Origin of the sequence: Caballeronia ptereochthonis (assembly GCF_001545075.1) — a bacterium.
Lineage (GTDB): Bacteria > Pseudomonadota > Gammaproteobacteria > Burkholderiales > Burkholderiaceae > Caballeronia > Caballeronia ptereochthonis.
This window is the reverse complement of the sequence record NZ_FCOB02000049.1, coordinates 1-17,278: the sequence shown is the minus strand read 5'-3', so window position 1 is coordinate 17,278 and position 17,278 is coordinate 1. Positions and strand designations below refer to the sequence as shown.

The 17,278-nt window shown below is 62.6% G+C and carries 14 protein-coding genes, 1 tRNA gene and 2 riboswitches; of the genes, 4 read left to right on the top strand and 11 right to left on the bottom strand.

The features are described from left to right. Nucleotides 1–130: 130 nt before the first annotated feature. The 7 genes from AWB83_RS33000 to AWB83_RS32970 form a co-directional block, all read right to left on the bottom strand. Entirely contained in the window at nt 131–571 is a 441-nt protein-coding gene (locus AWB83_RS33000; protein ID WP_087049826.1) for a DUF7946 domain-containing protein, read from the bottom strand. A gap of 112 nt (nt 572–683) precedes the next feature. Then, on the bottom strand, nt 684–2,072 hold the full coding sequence (locus AWB83_RS32995) for an L-serine ammonia-lyase (protein WP_087049825.1): 1,389 nt from the start codon (nt 2,070–2,072) through the stop codon (nt 684–686). 21 nt (nt 2,073–2,093) lie between these two features. Continuing rightward, nucleotides 2,094–3,200 (bottom strand): alginate lyase family protein, encoded by a 1,107-nt coding sequence (locus AWB83_RS32990; protein ID WP_087049824.1) that lies wholly within the window; start codon nt 3,198–3,200, stop codon nt 2,094–2,096. 116 nt (nt 3,201–3,316) lie between these two features. Further along, nucleotides 3,317–6,244 carry an aminomethyl-transferring glycine dehydrogenase gene (gene gcvP / locus AWB83_RS32985; RefSeq protein ID WP_087049823.1) on the bottom strand — a complete coding sequence of 976 codons (2,928 nt, stop codon included), beginning with the start codon at nt 6,242–6,244 and terminating at the stop codon, nt 3,317–3,319. A 63-nt stretch (nt 6,245–6,307) separates the two neighbouring features. After that, nucleotides 6,308–6,688: a glycine cleavage system protein GcvH gene (gene gcvH, locus AWB83_RS32980; protein ID WP_087049822.1), complete on the bottom strand. Its 381-nt coding sequence runs from the start codon at nt 6,686–6,688 to the stop codon at nt 6,308–6,310. A gap of 63 nt (nt 6,689–6,751) precedes the next feature. Further along, nucleotides 6,752–7,876 (bottom strand): glycine cleavage system aminomethyltransferase GcvT, encoded by a 1,125-nt coding sequence (gene gcvT / locus AWB83_RS32975; protein WP_087049821.1) that lies wholly within the window; start codon nt 7,874–7,876, stop codon nt 6,752–6,754. A 126-nt stretch (nt 7,877–8,002) separates the two neighbouring features. After that, nucleotides 8,003–8,135: riboswitch (glycine riboswitch) on the bottom strand. 24 nt (nt 8,136–8,159) lie between these two features. Next, nucleotides 8,160–8,263: riboswitch (glycine riboswitch) on the bottom strand. Between the two features lie 82 nt (nt 8,264–8,345). Next, nucleotides 8,346–9,392 (bottom strand): oxidoreductase, encoded by a 1,047-nt coding sequence (locus AWB83_RS32970; protein ID WP_087049820.1) that lies wholly within the window; start codon nt 9,390–9,392, stop codon nt 8,346–8,348. Between the two features lie 170 nt (nt 9,393–9,562). On the opposite strand from AWB83_RS32970, the gene AWB83_RS32965 reads away from it, so the two are divergent. Next, the gene (locus AWB83_RS32965) at nt 9,563–11,650 is read left to right on the top strand and encodes a UvrD-helicase domain-containing protein (RefSeq protein ID WP_087049819.1); all 2,088 of its coding nucleotides are present in this window, start codon (nt 9,563–9,565) and stop codon (nt 11,648–11,650) included. Between the two features lie 67 nt (nt 11,651–11,717). Here AWB83_RS32965 and AWB83_RS32960 read toward each other — a convergent pair whose 3' ends face one another. Beyond that, nucleotides 11,718–12,611, bottom strand: coding sequence for a c-type cytochrome (locus AWB83_RS32960; RefSeq protein WP_087049818.1), 894 nt, complete (start codon nt 12,609–12,611; stop codon nt 11,718–11,720). 325 nt (nt 12,612–12,936) lie between these two features. On the opposite strand from AWB83_RS32960, the gene AWB83_RS32955 reads away from it, so the two are divergent. The 3 genes from AWB83_RS32955 (at nt 12,937) to AWB83_RS32945 (ending at nt 14,663) form a co-directional block, all read left to right on the top strand. After that, a tRNA-Arg gene (locus AWB83_RS32955) sits at nt 12,937–13,012 on the top strand. A 500-nt stretch (nt 13,013–13,512) separates the two neighbouring features. After that, the gene (locus AWB83_RS32950) at nt 13,513–13,698 is read left to right on the top strand and encodes a hypothetical protein (RefSeq protein WP_143750146.1); all 186 of its coding nucleotides are present in this window, start codon (nt 13,513–13,515) and stop codon (nt 13,696–13,698) included. A gap of 20 nt (nt 13,699–13,718) precedes the next feature. Then, nucleotides 13,719–14,663: a hypothetical protein gene (locus AWB83_RS32945; protein WP_087049816.1), complete on the top strand. Its 945-nt coding sequence runs from the start codon at nt 13,719–13,721 to the stop codon at nt 14,661–14,663. 79 nt (nt 14,664–14,742) lie between these two features. Here the strand turns inward: AWB83_RS32945 and AWB83_RS32940 are convergent, their stop codons facing one another. The 3 genes from AWB83_RS32940 to AWB83_RS32925 form a co-directional block, all read right to left on the bottom strand. After that, nucleotides 14,743–15,072, bottom strand: a complete 330-nt coding sequence (locus AWB83_RS32940) for a hypothetical protein (protein ID WP_208636834.1) — start codon at nt 15,070–15,072, stop codon at nt 14,743–14,745. Nucleotides 15,073–15,267: 195 nt separating this feature from the next. Further along, entirely contained in the window at nt 15,268–15,771 is a 504-nt protein-coding gene (locus tag AWB83_RS36310) for a hypothetical protein (RefSeq protein ID WP_143750145.1), read from the bottom strand. A gap of 1,220 nt (nt 15,772–16,991) precedes the next feature. Further along, nucleotides 16,992–17,278 (bottom strand): helix-turn-helix transcriptional regulator (locus tag AWB83_RS32925; protein ID WP_208636833.1); only part of this gene is annotated, 287 nt, incomplete at its 5' end.

Genomic DNA, 17,278 nt, shown 5'->3' with positions numbered 1-17,278 from the left:
CGGCGTGCGCGAAGGCTTGTTTGTGATCGGTGGACAAGGTCATGAATTGCTTTTAGAGATCGATGCGCTTGCAGGAGCGGCCGACGGGTGTGAGCGCCTGGCGCGCGGCGGGGCGCAGAGCGTCGGCGAGTTAGTCGATGATCGCTTTCAACATTTCGAAACTCTGCTGATTGTGCTGCAACGATTTCTGCAGCGCTTCGTTCAGGTATTTCATTTGATCTTGATCGCGTCGAGAAAGTACATACTGAACCACGACAGCAAGCACAGCCCCGAACGCACCAGACCACAGTTCCTTGCTAGTCGCCATGCTCTTCACCATCGCTAGCACTTCGAAGCAATGATGTTCGTCTACGGGAAGTAAAACGACGCGAACATCGAGTGCATCGAGGTGTCGGGTTAGTCTACCCGTTGCGAGCGTGTTCGCACATAGCCCGAAGACGCGCGCGAAGCCCTGAAGCGATTGTCCCAGCTGATTCAGATCAATCTCATACGATGCGGCGTCGTTTCCCTCGTATCGCACGCTGAGGATGCACAGCTTGTTTGAGCTGTTGCTGTCATTGATGTCAACCATTGCCTGCTCCGCAAGACGTTTATATCGTCATGCCAAGCAATCGGTTCAAAGGAAGGAATCGATCGAACGGACGACTTGCGCCGGACACCGGGCCGACGCAAGCCGCGATCCCTCAACACTCCACGATATTCACCGCCAACCCGCCGCGCGAAGTCTCTTTATATTTGGTCTTCATATCCGCGCCGGTCTCGCGCATGGTCTTGATGACCGAATCCAGCGAAACATAATGCGACCCATCCCCGCGCATCGCCATGCGCGCCGCGTTGACTGCCTTCACCGAGCCCATCGCGTTGCGTTCGATGCACGGAATCTGCACCATCCCGCCGACCGGATCGCACGTCAGCCCGAGGTTATGCTCCATGCCGATCTCGGCGGCATTCTCGACTTGCGCCGGCGATCCGCCGAGCACCGCCGCAAGCGCGCCCGCAGCCATCGAACAGGCGACGCCGACCTCGCCTTGACAACCGACTTCAGCGCCGGAAATCGAGGCGTTCATCTTGTACAGAATGCCGATCGCCGCGGCCGTGAGCAGAAAGTCGATCACGCCCTGCGCGTTCGATCCGGGCACGAAACGATCGTAGTAATGCAGCACGGCCGGCACGATGCCCGCCGCGCCATTGGTCGGCGCCGTCACGACACGTCCGCCCACCGCGTTCTCCTCGTTCACCGCGATCGCGTAGAGATTGATCCAGTCGATCATCGACAGGGGATCGCGCAGCGCCTGCTCCGGCTTGCCCGCCAGCGCCTTGTACAGCTGCGGCGCACGCCGCTTGACCTGAAACGGCCCGGGCAAGTGCCCTTCCGCTTCCGGATTGCCGATGCCGCACCCACGCGCGACGCAATCCTGCATCACGTCCCAGATGCGCATAAGCCCCGCGCGGATCTCCTCCTCGCTGCGCCAGACGCGCTCGTTTTCCCACATCAGCTGCGCGATCGACTTTCCCGATTCCGCGCACATTTTCATCAACTCGTCGCCGGTCTGAAACGGATACGGCAACTGTTCGTGCGCGGTCAGTACCGCCGTATTCGGCGCGCCCGCCGTCACGACGAACCCGCCGCCGACCGACAGATAAGTCGCCTCGCGCAGCAACGTGCCGTTCGCATCGAAAGCATGCAGCTTCATGCCGTTCGGATGCTCCGGCAACGCCTGCCGGTAGAACGCGATGTTTTCCTTCAGGGTGAACGGAATCTCGTGCTTCTCCAGCAGCGCCAGCGTCTTCGACGCACGCACCGCCTCCAGCCGCGGCACGATGGTGCGCGCATCGACGGTATCGGGCGCATCGCCCATCAGGCCGAGCATCACGCCGCGATCGGTGCCGTGGCCCTTTCCTGTCGCGCCGAGCGAGCCGTACAGCTCGCATTTCACCGACGCCACCGCGTCCAGCAGCCCGTCGCGCTCTAGCCCTTGCGCGAACATCAGCGCGGCGCGCATCGGTCCGACGGTGTGCGAGCTGGAAGGTCCGATGCCGATCTTGAAGAGGTCGAATACGCTGACTGCCATGACTGCTCCTGCCTATAGAAATTAACGCGCCGGCAGCGGCAGACACACCGCGAGCCAGGCGGGCGGCGTCGGCGCGAGCCGCAGCGCCACCGGCGCGTAACGGCCATCCATGCGGGCCGCCAGATAATAGAGTTCGGACGCGTTCTTCGGGTCCCATGGTCCCGAGAAACCGGGCAAGCCGGCCTCGCGACGCTTGGCGTCGAAAGGCACGGACGAATGCACGAATTCCTCGTGCGTCCGGGTGCCGAGCGCGTACGGCGTGAGCCAGTTGAGCGCCTCGGCGAGCGTCGCGCCCGACGGCGCGCGCTCCGCGACCCAGTTGCGGTTGTGCCGCCGCGCAGCGAGCGCCGCCGTCACGAGCGGCTGAAGATCGTAGGTGACGTAGCGCAGCGCATCGCGCTCGGCGAAATCCACGGTCGATCCGTCCGGCGCGATGTTGTCGCCGATATGCTCGACGAACAGCCGCTGCGCCGCGTCGATGAGCTTGCGATCGTCGATGGTGAACGCGCCCATCGCCACCAGCTTCACGCGATGGCTCTGCCAGTTGTTGCGATACGTGCCCGTGAGCGGCCGTGGCTGCTTGTCCATGTCGGCGACATAGCCGGTCACCATCTTCGTGATGAACGCGTTGGCCGCGTTGCGCGTCTTCACGGGCAGGGCGCTTGCCGTCAGATCGTAGGCGAGGATCAGCGATTCGAAGTTCGTCTCGTCGATCGGATTGAAGCTCGGCTGATAAGTCGTCGTCCAGGCGAAAAGAAACCGGTCGACCAGCCGCAGATAGCGCTCGTCGCCGGTCACGCGCCAGGCGAGCGCCGCGTCACGCATCAGGTCGAGGTCTTTCTCCGCCTCGACGCTTTCGTCATGGATGCCTTCGTGCGGAAGCGTGCCCTCGGTGTGCAGTTTCGCGCGCGGCCTCGGCTGATCGTTGACGTGCGACTGCACCGTCTTCACGAGCGCCTTCACGCCGGGGTCTGCATTGGTCCGCTCGCTCGTCTGCATCGCGGGCGCGGCGCAGAAATTCATCGCCGCATGCGCGACCGGCGCGGCCAGCATCAGCGCGCACAGCATGGCCTGCCGCGCGCGCGTCCTGAAACGGCTCTCATTCACCTCACGCACCTTCAGCGCCATGCGAACTCCTTGATTGGCTTTGGTCCGGGGTGAGATGTTAGCCCTTCTGACGCGCGCCGCAAAACCGCCCGACAATGCTTTACGGATTCGGGCGGTTTGCCGCTTTCACTTCGTGCTCATTCAGCGTAGTCGGAGATCGGCACGCACGAGCACATCAGGTTGCGGTCGCCGTATGCGTTGTCCGCGCGGCCCACTGGCGACCAGTATTTGCGCGTCACCAGCGACCTGACCGGATAGGCCGCGGCTTCGCGCGTGTACTCGTGCTCCCAGTTGTCCGACGCGACGACGGCCGCCGTGTGCGGCGCGTGCTTCAGCACGTTGTCCTCGCGGTCGGCGCGGCCTTCCTCCACCGCGCGGATTTCCTCGCGGATGGCGATCATCGCGTCGATGAAGCGATCGAGCTCTTCCTTCGATTCCGATTCCGTCGGCTCGACCATCAGCGTGCCGGGCACGGGGAAGCTCATCGTCGGCGCGTGGAAGCCGTAGTCGATCAGTCGCTTCGCGACGTCTTCCACCGAGATGCCGCTCGCTTCCTTGAGCGGCCGCACGTCGAGAATGCATTCGTGCGCGACCAGTCCGCCCGGGCCGCTGTAGAGCACCGGATAGTGCGGCGCGAGACGTTTCGCGACATAGTTCGCCGCGAGGATTGCGCTTTCGGTCGCGGCGGTGAGCCCTTGCGCGCCCATCATCGCGATGTACATCCACGAAATCGGCAGGATCGCGGCCGAGCCATACGGCGCCGACGACACCGCGCCGATGCCCGCCTCGTCGCGCTTGTAGCCGGTCGACGCCTGATTCGGCAGGAATTTCGCCAGATGCGCGCCGACCGCGACCGGACCGACGCCCGGTCCGCCGCCGCCGTGCGGAATGCAGAAAGTCTTGTGCAGGTTCAGGTGCGAGACGTCGCCGCCGAACTGGCCCGGGGCGCACAGGCCGACCATTGCGTTCATGTTGGCGCCGTCGACATACACCTGGCCGCCGTGCGAATGGACGATGTCGCAGATCTCGCGGACGTTGCGCTCGAACACGCCATGCGTCGACGGATACGTGATCATGATCGCCGCGAGATTCGCCGAATGCTTCCCGGCCTTCGCCTTCAGGTCTTCGATATCGACGTTGCCGTTCGCATCGCACGCGACGACGACGACCTGCATGCCCGCCATCTGCGCCGACGCCGGATTCGTGCCGTGCGCGGACGCCGGAATCAGGCACACGTTGCGATGCCCTTCGCCGCGCGATTCGTGGTACGCGTGGATGATGAGCAAGCCCGCGTACTCGCCCTGCGATCCGGCGTTCGGCTGCAGCGACACTGCCGCGTAACCCGTGCAGGCGACGAGCATCTGCTCGAGCTGATCGATCATCGTGCGATAGCCGACCGTCTGCTCGGCGGGCGCGAACGGGTGAATCTGCGCGAATTCGGGCCACGTGACCGGCAGCATCTCCGACGTCGCGTTGAGCTTCATCGTGCAGGAGCCGAGCGGGATCATCGTGCGGTCGAGCGCGAGGTCCTTGTCGGCGAGGCTGCGCAGATAGCGCAGCATTTCGTGTTCGGAATGGTGACGGTTGAAGACCGGATGCGTGAGGTAATCGCTCGTGCGGTGCAGCTCGGCCGGCAGCGAATCGGGCGCGGCTTGATCGAGCGCGTCGATATCGAACGTTTCGGTCTTGCCCGCGACTTCGGCGAACAGCGCGAAGAGCTTCAGCAGATCGTCGCGCGTGGTGGTTTCGTCGAGCGACACGCCGACTTGCGTTGCGCTCGCATGACGCAGATTGACATGCGCGGCGTAAGCGGCCTGATGCAGCGCGTTCGTGTTCGCGCCGCTGTCGATCGTGACCGTATCGAAAAACGTATCGTTGGCGATCGAGTAGCCCAGCTTCCTGATGCCCGCCGCGAAGATCGATGCGACGCGGTTCACGCGCAACGCGATCGTTTTGAGCCCTTGGGGACCGTGATAGACCGCATACATGCTCGCCATGATCGCGAGCAGCGCCTGCGCCGTGCAGACATTCGACGTTGCCTTCTCGCGGCGGATGTGCTGCTCGCGCGTCTGCAGCGCGAGACGCAGCGCGGGATTGCCTTGCGCATCGACCGTCACGCCGACGAGACGCCCCGGCATCTGGCGCTTGAATTCGTCGCGCACGGCCATGTACGCCGCATGCGGACCGCCGAAGCCGACCGGCACGCCGAAGCGCTGCGTATTGCCGATCGCGACATCCGCGCCCCATTCGCCCGGCGGCGTGACGAGCGTCAGCGCAAGAAGATCCGCAGCCGCGACGACATGGCCGCCTGCGGCATGAACCGCTTCGGCGAGCGCGCGGTAGTCGCGCACATCGCCGTTCGCGCCAGGATACTGCAGCAGCACGCCGAACGCGTTCGCGCCCGCGGCATCCGCGGCCGGGCCGACCTTCACTTCGATGCCCGCCGGCTTCGCGCGCGTCTTCACCACTTCGATGGTCTGCGGCAGCACGTCGGCGGCGACGTAGAACACGTTCGACTTCGGCTTGCCGATGCGTTGCAGGAGCGTCATCGCTTCGGCGGCGGCGGTGGCTTCGTCGAGCAGCGACGCGTTCGCCATCGCGAGGCCCGTCAGGTCCATCACCATCTGCTGGAAGTTCAGGAGCGCTTCGAGACGCCCTTGCGAAATCTCCGGCTGATACGGCGTGTAGGCCGTGTACCACGCCGGATTTTCGAGCACGTTGCGGAGGATCACGGCCGGCGTGTGCGTGCCATAGTAACCTTGGCCGATGTAAGTCCGAAACACCAGATTCTCGTCCGCCAGCCGGCGCAGCGACGCGAGCGCTTCCGCCTCGCTCTTCGGCTGCGTGAACGCGCCGAGCGGCAGCGCTTCCTTGCGGCGGATCGATTCAGGAATCACCGCGTCGATGAAGGCCGCGCGCGATGCGAAGCCGAGCGCGTCGAGCATCGCGCGCTGGTCCGCCTCGTCGGGGCCGATGTGCCGTTCCGCGAACGCGTCGTGACATTCGAGCGAGGCGAGTGACAGGGAGGTGCGGTTCATCAGGCGATCCGGGTGTTCGAGCTTCATGTGAATTCCTGCGATCGGCGGTTCTCGCGAGCGCGCGAAAAACCGCCTTCGTCCAATAGAGAGTTATTCGCCGATCGACTTGCCGTAGCCTTCGGCGTCGAGCAGCTTGTCGAGGCCGGCGTCGCCCGACGGCTTGATTTTGAAGAGCCAGCTTTCGTAAGGCGCGCCGTTCACCTGATCGGGCGCGGAGCTCAGCGCGTCATTGGCCTCGACGATCTCGCCGGAGACCGGCGCGTAGATATCGGAGGCGGCCTTCACCGATTCGATGACGGCGATGGCGTCGCCCGCCGCAACGGCCTTGCCCGCCGCGGGCAGCTCGACGAAGACGATGTCACCGAGCGCTTCCTGCGCGTGATCGGTGATGCCGACGGTCAGCGTGCCATCGGATTCGGTGCGGACCCATTCGTGCGATTCGGTGTATTTCAGATCGGCCGGGATGCTCATTGGATGCTCCTTGCGTGATTCGTTCGTGAGGTTCTTGATCGGAGGGAACGGGCGCGACGGCCTTTATGCAAGTTCAACGAGCACACGGCCGTTGCGCACGAACGGAAGTTTTACCACGCGCGCGGGAAGTTGCTTGTCGCGGATGACGACCTGCACCGTGTCGCCGAAGGCAACAGCCGCCGGGACGCGTGCGAACGCAATCGATTCCTGCATCGAAGGCGAAAACGTGCCGCTCGTGATCTCGCCGTCGCCGTGTTCCGTGACGACTTTCTGATGCGCGCGCAGCACGCCGCCCGCCTTGCCGTTTTCCTTGATGAGCACGAGCCCGACGAAGTTCGCCTTCGAGCCGTTCGCCTCGAGCGCGCTGCGGCCGACGAAATCGCGTTCCGCTTTCAGATCGACGGTCCACGCGAGACCGGCGTCGAGCGGCGAGACGTTCTCGTCCATGTCCTGGCCGTAGAGATTCATGCCCGCCTCCAGGCGCAGCGTGTCGCGCGCGCCGAGGCCGGCCGGCTTGACGCCCGCCTCGCGCAGGGCGTTCCACAGCGCTTCGACGTGCGTCGCCGGCACGACGATCTCGAAGCCGTCCTCGCCGGTGTAGCCGGTGCGCGCGAGCATCAGTTCGCCAAATTGCGTCGACGGAAACTGCACCGCGTTGAACGGCTTGATGGATTCGGTTTGCGCGCGCGTGTCCGGCAGCACTTGCCAGACCTTTTCACGGGCGTTCGGGCCCTGCACGGCGATGATCGCGAGATCGCGGCGCGGCGTGATGGAAAGATTGAACTCGCCTTCGGCATTCAACTGCCCGAACCAGGCGATGTCCTTCTCCGCGGTGCTCGCGTTCACCACCACGCGAAAGCTCGTCTCGGAGAAGTAATAGACGATCAGATCGTCGATCACGCCGCCGTCGCCGTTGAGCAGGCACGAATAGAGCGCCTTGCCCGGCGTGGTGAGCTTGTCGACGTTATTGGCGATCGCGTACTTGAAGAATTCGCGGACGGCCTCGCCCTCGAAATCGACGACGCGCATGTGCGACACGTCGAACATGCCCGCATCGGTGCGCACGGCGCGATGTTCGTCGATCTGCGAACCGTAGTTGACGGGCATGTCCCAGCCGCCGAAATCGACCATGCGCGCGTTGAGCGCGAGGTGAGCTGCGTGCAGGGGCGTGTGTTGAAGTTCGGTCATCGGGGCCTCGGTTCGCGAAACAAAAAAGGCCACGCAGCGCACTTTTCGCCTGCGGATGAAGCGCGCGCGCGGGATCGATTATTTCGACTCCACACGCAAGGCGCGTTCCGCCTGACGGTTGCGATGCGTGACCCCTCTGTCCTCGGTACCTGAGAGATTGCGCGAACCGTGCACGTTCGTGCTGCGGTTCATCGCGCGCCCCTTCGGTGGGCAACTGGCTCGTTCGACGAAGCCGCTGCCGCTCTCCAGAGTGCGAGGAAATGGACCCAAATGAGTGCTTTCCTCGACGCCGCCGGTCCTTTTGCCTGAGAGTTTGCGGGTATGCCCCTTCGGCGGCGCGGCGACGCTGAAGACAACAGCGGCCACGCGCTCTCCCGACGCGTGCGGCAGAATTTACGCGACCGGATTGGGGTTGTCAAACGGATTCGGGCGTGTCCGATGGACAGCGCACACGCCCGCTGAATGGTGTTCAGCCGATCCGCTGGAAAGGAACGCTGCGCCCTTGCGCGTCGCTCTGAATCGCCAGTTCGATGATCGTCATTGTGTCGACCGCGTCCTGCGGCGAAACGGGGAACGGCTTGCCGTCCTGAATCGACGCCGCCAGCGCGCGATAGAACTCGACATACGCGCCGTCCTTCGTGGCGTATTCGTGACGCAGATCGAGGTCGCCGTCGACTTCGCGCAGCAAGCCCGGCGGATTCTTGCCGAATTCCGGATTTCCCGGCCGCATGCCCGAGCGCAACTGGTCCTCCTGCGTATCGAGCCCGCTCTTCACGTAACTTCCGCGCGTGCCGTGAATCGCGAAACGCGGCGGATCGAGCGCCGCGAGCGCGCTCGCGTGCAGGATCACTTCCTTGTCGCCGTAACCGAGCACGAGGTGCACGTAATCCGGCGCGTGCGCGTGATCGCGATGCGCCTTGACGAAGGCCGTCACCGTCTGCGGCGCGCCGAACAGCGTCAGCGCCTGGTCGATCAGATGCGGCCCCAGATCGAACAGCAGGCCGCCGCCGCGCGACGCTTCCTCGCGCCAGCGTTGCGGGACTTTCGGGCGAAAGCGGTCGAAGTGCGATTCGTAATGCGTGATGCGCCCGAGCCGCCCGCTCTCGAGCAGCGCGCGCACCGTCATGAAATCGCCGTCCCAGCGGCGGTTGTGGAACGGCGCGAAGAGCAAGCCGCGTCCGGCGGCGAGATCGGCGAGCGTGCGGGCGTCGCGCGCCGTGAGCGTCACCGGCTTGTCGACGACCACGTGCTTGCCCGCCGACAGCGCGCGGTGCGCGAGATCGAAGTGCGTGTCGTTCGGCGTCGCGACGACGACGCATTCGAGCCCATCGACGGCGAGCAATGCATCGAAATCCGCGACGATCTGCGCGTTCGGATAATCGGCCTGCGCGCGCTCGTCCTGGCTCGTCGCGATGGCCGTCACTTCCGCCCGGCCGCAGTGCTCGATGACGGGCGCGTGAAACGTCGCGCCGGCGAGGCCGTAACCCATTACGCCGACTTTCAGTGCTGAACTCATGCGGGCATCCTGTCGTGAATCGGTTCGTTATTGTGGCACGGCCGCGCGCGCCCGATTCCGCCGCCGAAGGGAACGAGGGCCGGAACCGCGCACTTTCCATCGTGTTAACATCGCGCACTCCTCCATGCGCCGGCTTTTGTCGCGCGCCTCAGAATCCAAAGCCCAGAACGATGTCCGCAGGTCTGAACGCCGCGCAAAGCGAAGCTGTGCGCTATCTCGATGGTCCCTGTCTCGTGCTCGCCGGCGCGGGCAGCGGCAAGACGCGCGTGATCACGCAGAAGATCGCGCATCTGATCGAAGGACGCGGCTTCGAGCCGAAGCACATCGCCGCGCTCACCTTCACGAACAAGGCCGCGCTCGAAATGCGCGAGCGCACCGCCAAGCTGCTCGAAGGCAAGACGCTCACGACGCCCGGCAAGGAAGGCCGCAAGATTCCCGTCAATCAGTTGACGATCTGCACCTTTCACTCGCTCGGCGTGCAGATCATGCGTCAGGAGGCGGAGCACGTCGGACTGAAGCCGCAGTTCTCGATCATGGATGCCGACGATTGCTTCGGCATGGTCCAGGAGCAGCTCGGCACGACGGACAAGGGCCTGATCCGCAAGATTCAGTCGATCATCTCGCTGTGGAAGAACGCGATGGTCTCGCCCGATCAGGCCGCCGTTCTGGCGAGCAACGAGGACGAGCATCAGGCGGCGATCGTCTATCGCAGCTATGCGGCGACGCTGCACGCGTATCAGGCGCTCGACTTCGACGATCTGATCCTGCGTCCCGCGCAGCTTTTCGCGGAAAACGAGCAAGTTCGCGACAAGTGGCAGAACCGCTTGCGGTATCTGCTGATCGACGAGTATCAGGACACCAACGCCTGCCAGTACGAATTGCTGAAGCTGCTTGCCGGGCCGCGCGCGGCGTTCACGGCCGTCGGCGACGACGATCAGGCAATCTACGGCTGGCGCGGCGCGACGCTCGAAAACCTCGCACAGCTCGGCAAGGACTTTCCGAAGCTGCACGTCATCAAGCTGGAGCAGAACTATCGCTCGACGGTGCGCATCCTGACCGCGGCGAACAACGTCATCGCCAACAATCCGAAGCTCTTCGAGAAAAAGCTCTGGTCCGAGCACGGCATGGGCGACACAATCACCGTCACCGGCTGCAACGACGAGGAGCACGAGGCGGAATCGGTCGTGTTCCGGCTGTCGGCGCACAAGTTCGAGCGCCGCACGCAGTTTCGCGATTACGCGATTCTCTATCGCGGCAACTTCCAGGCGCGCATCTTCGAGCAGGTGCTGCGGCGCGAGCGCATTCCATACGTGCTGTCGGGCGGCCAGTCGTTCTTCGACCGTGCCGAGATCAAGGACATCATCGCGTATCTGCGGCTGATCGCGAATCCGGACGATGATCCCGCGTTCATCCGCGCGATCACCACGCCGCGGCGCGGCGTCGGCAATACGACGCTCGAAGCGCTCGGCGCGTTCGCGGGCGCGGCGAAGGTGTCGTTGTTCGAGGCGGTGTTCATGGGCGGCATCGAGGCGCGTCTGTCGGCGCGGCAGGTCGAGCCGCTGCGCACTTTCTGCGAGTGGATCCGGCGCCTGTCGGACCGCGCGGCGCGCGATCCCGCGACTGAAGTGCTCGACGACATGATGGAAGCGATCCACTACGAGTCGTATCTCTACGATGCGTACGACGAGCGGCAGGCGCAATCGAAATGGCAGAACGTGCTCGAGTTTCTCGAGTGGCTCAAGCGCAAGGGCACGAAGCCGGAGCCGTCGCCCGAAGCCCAGCAGACGGGCTACGACACCGCCGACGGCTTCGGCGACGAAGGCAAGAACCTGCTCGGCCTGATCCAGACCGTCGCGCTGATGTCGATGCTCGAAGGCAAGGAGGAAGATCCGGACGCGGTGCGCCTGTCGACGGTGCATGCGTCGAAGGGGCTGGAGTATCCGCACGTGTTTCTGGTGGGCGTCGAGGAAGGGATCATGCCGCATCGCGGCGGCTCGGACGATGACGCGCCCGTCGACGATTCGCGCATCGAGGAAGAGCGCCGGCTGATGTACGTCGCGATCACGCGGGCGCAGCGCAGCCTGCATCTGAACTGGTGCAAGAAGCGCAAGCGCGCGCGGGAGACGGTGGTATGCGAGCCGTCGCGCTTCATCCCCGAGATGCTGCTCGACGATGCGCCGCCGCCCACGGCCGAGGAAAAGCCGCTTACGCCGAAGGACCGCATGGCGATGCTCAAGGCGATGCTGCAGAAGACCTGATGCTTTCGGGGCTTCCAATAAAAAACCCTGCGCCGCAACGCAGGGTTTTTTATCGCGTGCTGAAGCGTTACTTCGCCGCGTTCACCATGTAATCGACGGCGGCCTTCACGTCTGCATCCGGCGCGTTCGATCCGCCCTTCGGCGGCATCGCGCCCTTGCCGTGCAGTGCGTAGTTATAGACGGTGTCCATCGAGTCTTTCAGGCGCGGTGCCCATGCGGCCTTGTCGCCGAACTTCGGCGCGTTGAGCACGCCCGCCGCATGACAGGCCTGGCAGACCTGTTCGTAGAGTGCCTTGCCTGCTTGCGCGGCATCGGCGCTTTGCGCGCCTGCTGCCGGCGCGGCCTGCGGCACCGATGCCAGCGCCGCCACGGCCGCCGCTGCCTGTGCATTTTCATTCGCGCTCGCGCCGCCCGGCGCGGCTGCTGCCGGGGCCGATGCGCCCGCGCTCGCCGCCGCGCCCGGCGCGGGTTGCGCCGGCTCTGCGAGTTTTCCGCCGCTGTTATTCGCCATGTAGACGACCGCGCGCGCGATTTCGAAATCGCTGTAATCGTCGGGACTGGTGCCGCCGCGCGCGGGCATCGCGCCCTTGCCGTTGAGCGCATTGTGCAGGAGCGTGTCGTAGCCTTCGCCGATGCGCGGGGCCCACGCGCCGGCGTCGCCGAACTTCGGCGCGCCTGCGGTTCCGGTGGCGTGACAGGCCGAGCACACCGCCTTGAAGACTTCCTCGCCGGTCTTGTAGACGCGCGGCGCGTTGGCGTCGCGGATATCGACCTGCGCGGCCGGCGCGATGCGCTCCTTCACGGAGGCTTCGAGATCGGTGCCCGCGCCGGTGCGGGTCGCGTTGTTCACGTACACCGCGAGCAGGATGATGATGGCGACCGGGATGCCGAATCCCGCGATGACCGCGGCGATGAGTTGGCCGGGTGTCTTGATCGGGGCTCCGTGGGGTGCTTCGCTCATGCTTGTCTCGTCTCCCGTTTTTTGGTGTGAGTCGGTTCAGTGACAGCGTGACAGCTACCGCATTGCGTTCAGGCGCGCCTTGGGGAAAAGGCACGGTCGATTATAGACGGAACGCTTAACTGTCGGCGCGAGGCGACCGGGGCGGTGGAACGGGCGTTTACCCGAATCGCGTGATGCTTTCTGACGGGTTTGGGGCACCAGGCGCAGGCCCGCGCGATGGACGACGTCACGGAAAACAGGTATCCTCTCGGATTCGCATGGGCCTTGCAGCCGCCTTTCGGTTTTCCTTCTGGCGCGCTTTCCTCTCGCAAGATCCTTCTCCGATGCGCCCGTAGCTCAATGGATAGAGTACTGCCCTCCGAAGGCAGGGGTTGCTGGTTCGATCCCAGCCGGGCGCGCCAAGAAAGTTTAGCGGGATCAAGGGCTTACGGAATATCCGCTTAGCCCTTTTTCTTTGCATACGGAAAAGATACGGAAACTCAGCGATTTTAGGCGGTACAAGGCTCGTCGGATCTTTCATCGATCGATCCGTTCTTCATTTACTAGTGACGCCTAAAACAGCGATGTCGGCAGCGAGTGAACAGCTTGCTCCTGAGAGCCTGTGACAACCCAACGCACCGACCAAGTTCGACGACAGCCAAATGAAAGCTTTGTGCGCTAATGTTCGACTACGCACATTAAGCTTCTGCGTTTCCCGCCGATAGATCATACTGTTCGGCCGAATTTTCAGCACTACCCAGGTTAGGCGCGTAAAGTTTTACCTATCGTGTCGTCAAATGCGCTGGTTCAGCAAAGATGGCATGGATCTCGCGGCACTGCGGGCGTGGCTTCGCGCTCGCCTCGCGCGTGCTTGAATCTGGGTGCGGCCGACCACATTATCAGTGGAAAAGTGGAGTCTGCTATGCAAATTTCTACCGGCTTCACCGAGGAAGCCTACAAGCGACTTTTGGATTTTGCTGGGCAAGATCCGCAAAAGGTGCTGAAAGCGCTTGAACCAGCGCCGGACGGGACACTGCCCTCGTTCGAGGACGCTCTTCGAAAGATCGTCGACCTGCGCGTCGCAGAGAATTTCGGTAAAGCGCCCTAATATTGCGATAGGAACTCGCCGTGTCCCTCGCATGGGCAACCGTTGTCATCGCGGTACTGCTCACGCCGGGGGCGGCGTTCTTTGCAGGTCTCTACATCCCGCAGGCGGTCAGCGTCGAGACAGTAACGATCAGCCCGCTTGGACAGTTGGCGGGTATGGTCTTTGTTGCATTTCTCGCGCACGGCGTCGGCTACCTGACTATAAATTACGTCCTCGCTGATAACGTTGCTTGGATTAGTCAGATTGATTTCGCTGAGTTCTTTCCTCTGTTGCACGCAGACGTCGATCCTGCCAAGGACGGAAACAAGGTCGTCATCGCGATAGCAGCGGGATTGAGCGCCCACGTTGGCCACATCCTTGGCTATTTCCTCGCCGTAAATGTGATTTCTCTAGTGATCGGCTTGTTGATCGGATTCGCGATCGAATTTCAGATCGGGCCGTTCGCGTGGCTCGCGAAACATCCGTGGCTCTACCAAATTCGTGGCAGGAGGCGGTTGGTTGTCGTGTCCGCGATGTCGAAGGTTGACCACGAAGGACAACTCCTGCTTTACGAGGGCCTCCTGAGTAACGTCTATATAAAGGCAGACGGCGCCATCAGTTACATGGCGCTTACCTCTGTCACGAGCAGAGTAATGGCGTTCCCGGAACGCCCCACGCCATGTGATGACCAGTCGCGCAAGACGGTCAGCCAACTTCCGGGCACCATTACGCAGGGTGCGATTTGGCGGCTAAAGCAGGCGCCGTCGCAAAGCGTTCCGAGAGGTCAAAAAACCGACATTCTCTTGCTGCCTGGCTCTGAAATCAGCAACTTCTTTCTTGAGCGCCGCCAACTTGTTAGGACCGTGAGCAAAAAGGCCATGGACGAAGCAGTCGAAGATGCAGAGAGGGAACTTGCCGAACGCACGAGACCTACCGGTGGGCCGTCCACGGACGCAACCACACTTAAACCGCCGTCGCAAACTTGATCGATGGCTCGACCGTCATGATCGGTCTCATCTTGCGAGGCCGAGTGATGCGTGCCCAGTCTGAGTACCGTGATGGAATCTATCTCACCAATGGCTTCGGCCGCCCTAATTCGGGATCGCTCGGGTTAAGACACATAAAGTCAACTTCTGCCTTGGGAAAGTTTCCGAAGACGAACGGCGGCGACGCCTCGTGCGTGCTGATCACCTGAAGTTTCCTACCTTGGGCAACGCAATACTGATTTGCTTCTTGAAAGGCATCTGCCTTCAAAGTGCCCGAGCCGCTGAAGCCGGTCGCTGCTTGGCGCGACACCATGTACGTGTCTTGGCCGATGGCAACAACGCCGGAGTTCGAGGCGCACCCTTGCAGTGCCAGTGCAACCGCCGCATAAGCGAACAACACAACTTTCATTCCGATCACCGTGAGTCCTTTCCTTCTCTGTGTAACGGCAGCGACTGGAAATGCTTTACGGTCTAGGGGGCGCCGAGTCCTGCCGCCTAGAAGCGTCATGGACGCGGCCTGTCCCATGAAGCTGCGACTGACCTCTAGTTAGCTCAAAACTCCTATGCGAGGGCCGCCAATCCCGCTCGCGCACGACAAGCAACGCTAATTCGTTCGCTTTGCATACGGCTGCAGCTTACCTCCGAAAGCGTCGTCCATGACTGCCTGGATCAACGAACCGTCCGTCACCGGAACGGTCTCCGTCTTCAGCAGTTCTCCAGCAACGTAGTAGCGCGTCTTCACGAACCTGCACGGCGCGCTGCAAGACATGACGCCCGCACGGTTACCGTCGACGATCTTAATGGACTGGACACCCTTGCTCTGACCTAGGTAGCGAACCATCAGAAGCGCAGACGTCGCCCGCCCGGCCTTCACATCATCCTCACTGAGCGCCCGTTCGTAACCGTATTCGCCGTCTTCGGACATGGCGTAGTTGTGCTCTGGCTTCGGAGGTTCGACTCTTGAAACTTCGACAGTCGAAGCCTGGAGCGGACGCGCCGACGAAACTGGTGGGGATGCGGCCGGCTGTGCCGGCTGTCCATCGCAACCCGCGAGGAACAGGGCGGATATAACCAGTCCGATCGCAGCGCCTTGGACGGGTGCCGTCATTCTTATTCTCCTTATATTGGTACTCGTGATTTCGGCACGGCTCTCTAGAACTTGAGCCTGAGTTCAAAAATTATCGCTGGGTTGGCAAAGGCGTCGGTAAGAGTCCGCACGCCCGGCGGGTCGGTGCGTGGAGCGTTGCCGGACCGGACACCCACACATGAAACTGGCGCAGCATCATGGGCAAGTCACGTATTTCATTGCGCTACCTCTCGTTGGTTTCATCGACGGTCTCGGCATTGGTGGTCGCAGTGTGTTTTGTTCGCCGCACGCTTTTCTCGAACTGGACTTGAGGGCGCCAGCGTCACACACCATCCGCATGTTCTCGTTGCACCTGCTTCCCGCGCGTTGTCAGCAGCCACTGGCCGTCAGCAGACTGCCACCAGAGCCCAAGCTTGTTCTCTCTCACGGCGTCTTGGAAGTACCCGCGCCAGTCTGCATGTCTCTTCCTCGCATTTCCGGAATTCTTGCGCTTGAACTCGAGCCATGCGTAATGGATAAAGTCGTCGGGCAGCTTGATCTTGCCCGCGTATTCAAAGATCGAATCGTCTTCAGGTATGGCCTGTTCGCCCTTCGCTTTGCATCTGTCAATCCAAAGTTCAAGAGAAGATGCGCGCGAAGCGCGCTTCTCCGCCGGTGCGCCAGTCGACGAGGGCGGAACATCGGATGGCCCGTCGTCGAGCGCGTTGTCTTCTTTATATTCTTCTCTTCTCTTCTCTGGTCACGCCGATGTCACGCTCAGTGCGTGACGGTTCTGAAGACGATACCCGCTCACTGGCCTCGGCGGCGCGCTGCTTCTGCTTTCTGTGCGCGGCAAGGCCTCGAGCCTTGGCTGTTTCCCCGTTGTGCCGGTCGAAGTTAGGTAAGCAGATGCCGCCTTCAGATTCGGCGAGCCAACCTACATTGACCATCGCTTCAGCGAAGCCGTCACATCGCACGTAGCGGTTTATCCATCTCAACGTCACGCCTCGAGCGTGACCGTCGCGTGACTGAGCATCGGCCCAGCTCCAAACGTGATGGAGTCGCCCGACAATCGAGAACTCGTCACAGCCCAGAGCATCGCCATCGCGATAACAGCGGGATCGTCCGCGAGAGCCGTGCGCATCTTTATCCAATCACCGGCCATTTGATGGCCTCCCCTCGTTCAGTAAGCCGTTGCTCGCTCGCCCGATGCGATGATCGGAGAGCGCCTTTGTTGTGTGGGGCACTGCAGATCCCGCTTCTCATTGCTGAATTGCAGCCTGGCGAGAAGCGATCCACTCGACGATGTCCTCACGACGCCAGCCGACTGCGCGCTGTGTGAGCTTGATAGGCGCCGGAAACTCGCCCGTTTTGATACCGCGATAGACCGAGCCCTTGCAGAGACAAACGATCTTGAGCAGTTCGGGAAGGCGGATGATGGGGGTATCGACCGTCATGTGGATCTCCAAAAGAAAAGGTTCTTCGCAGAATTCCGTGGATGGCGACCGGCGATTTTGTAATCTAACGTCTGGAAACGGGACGTTGGAGG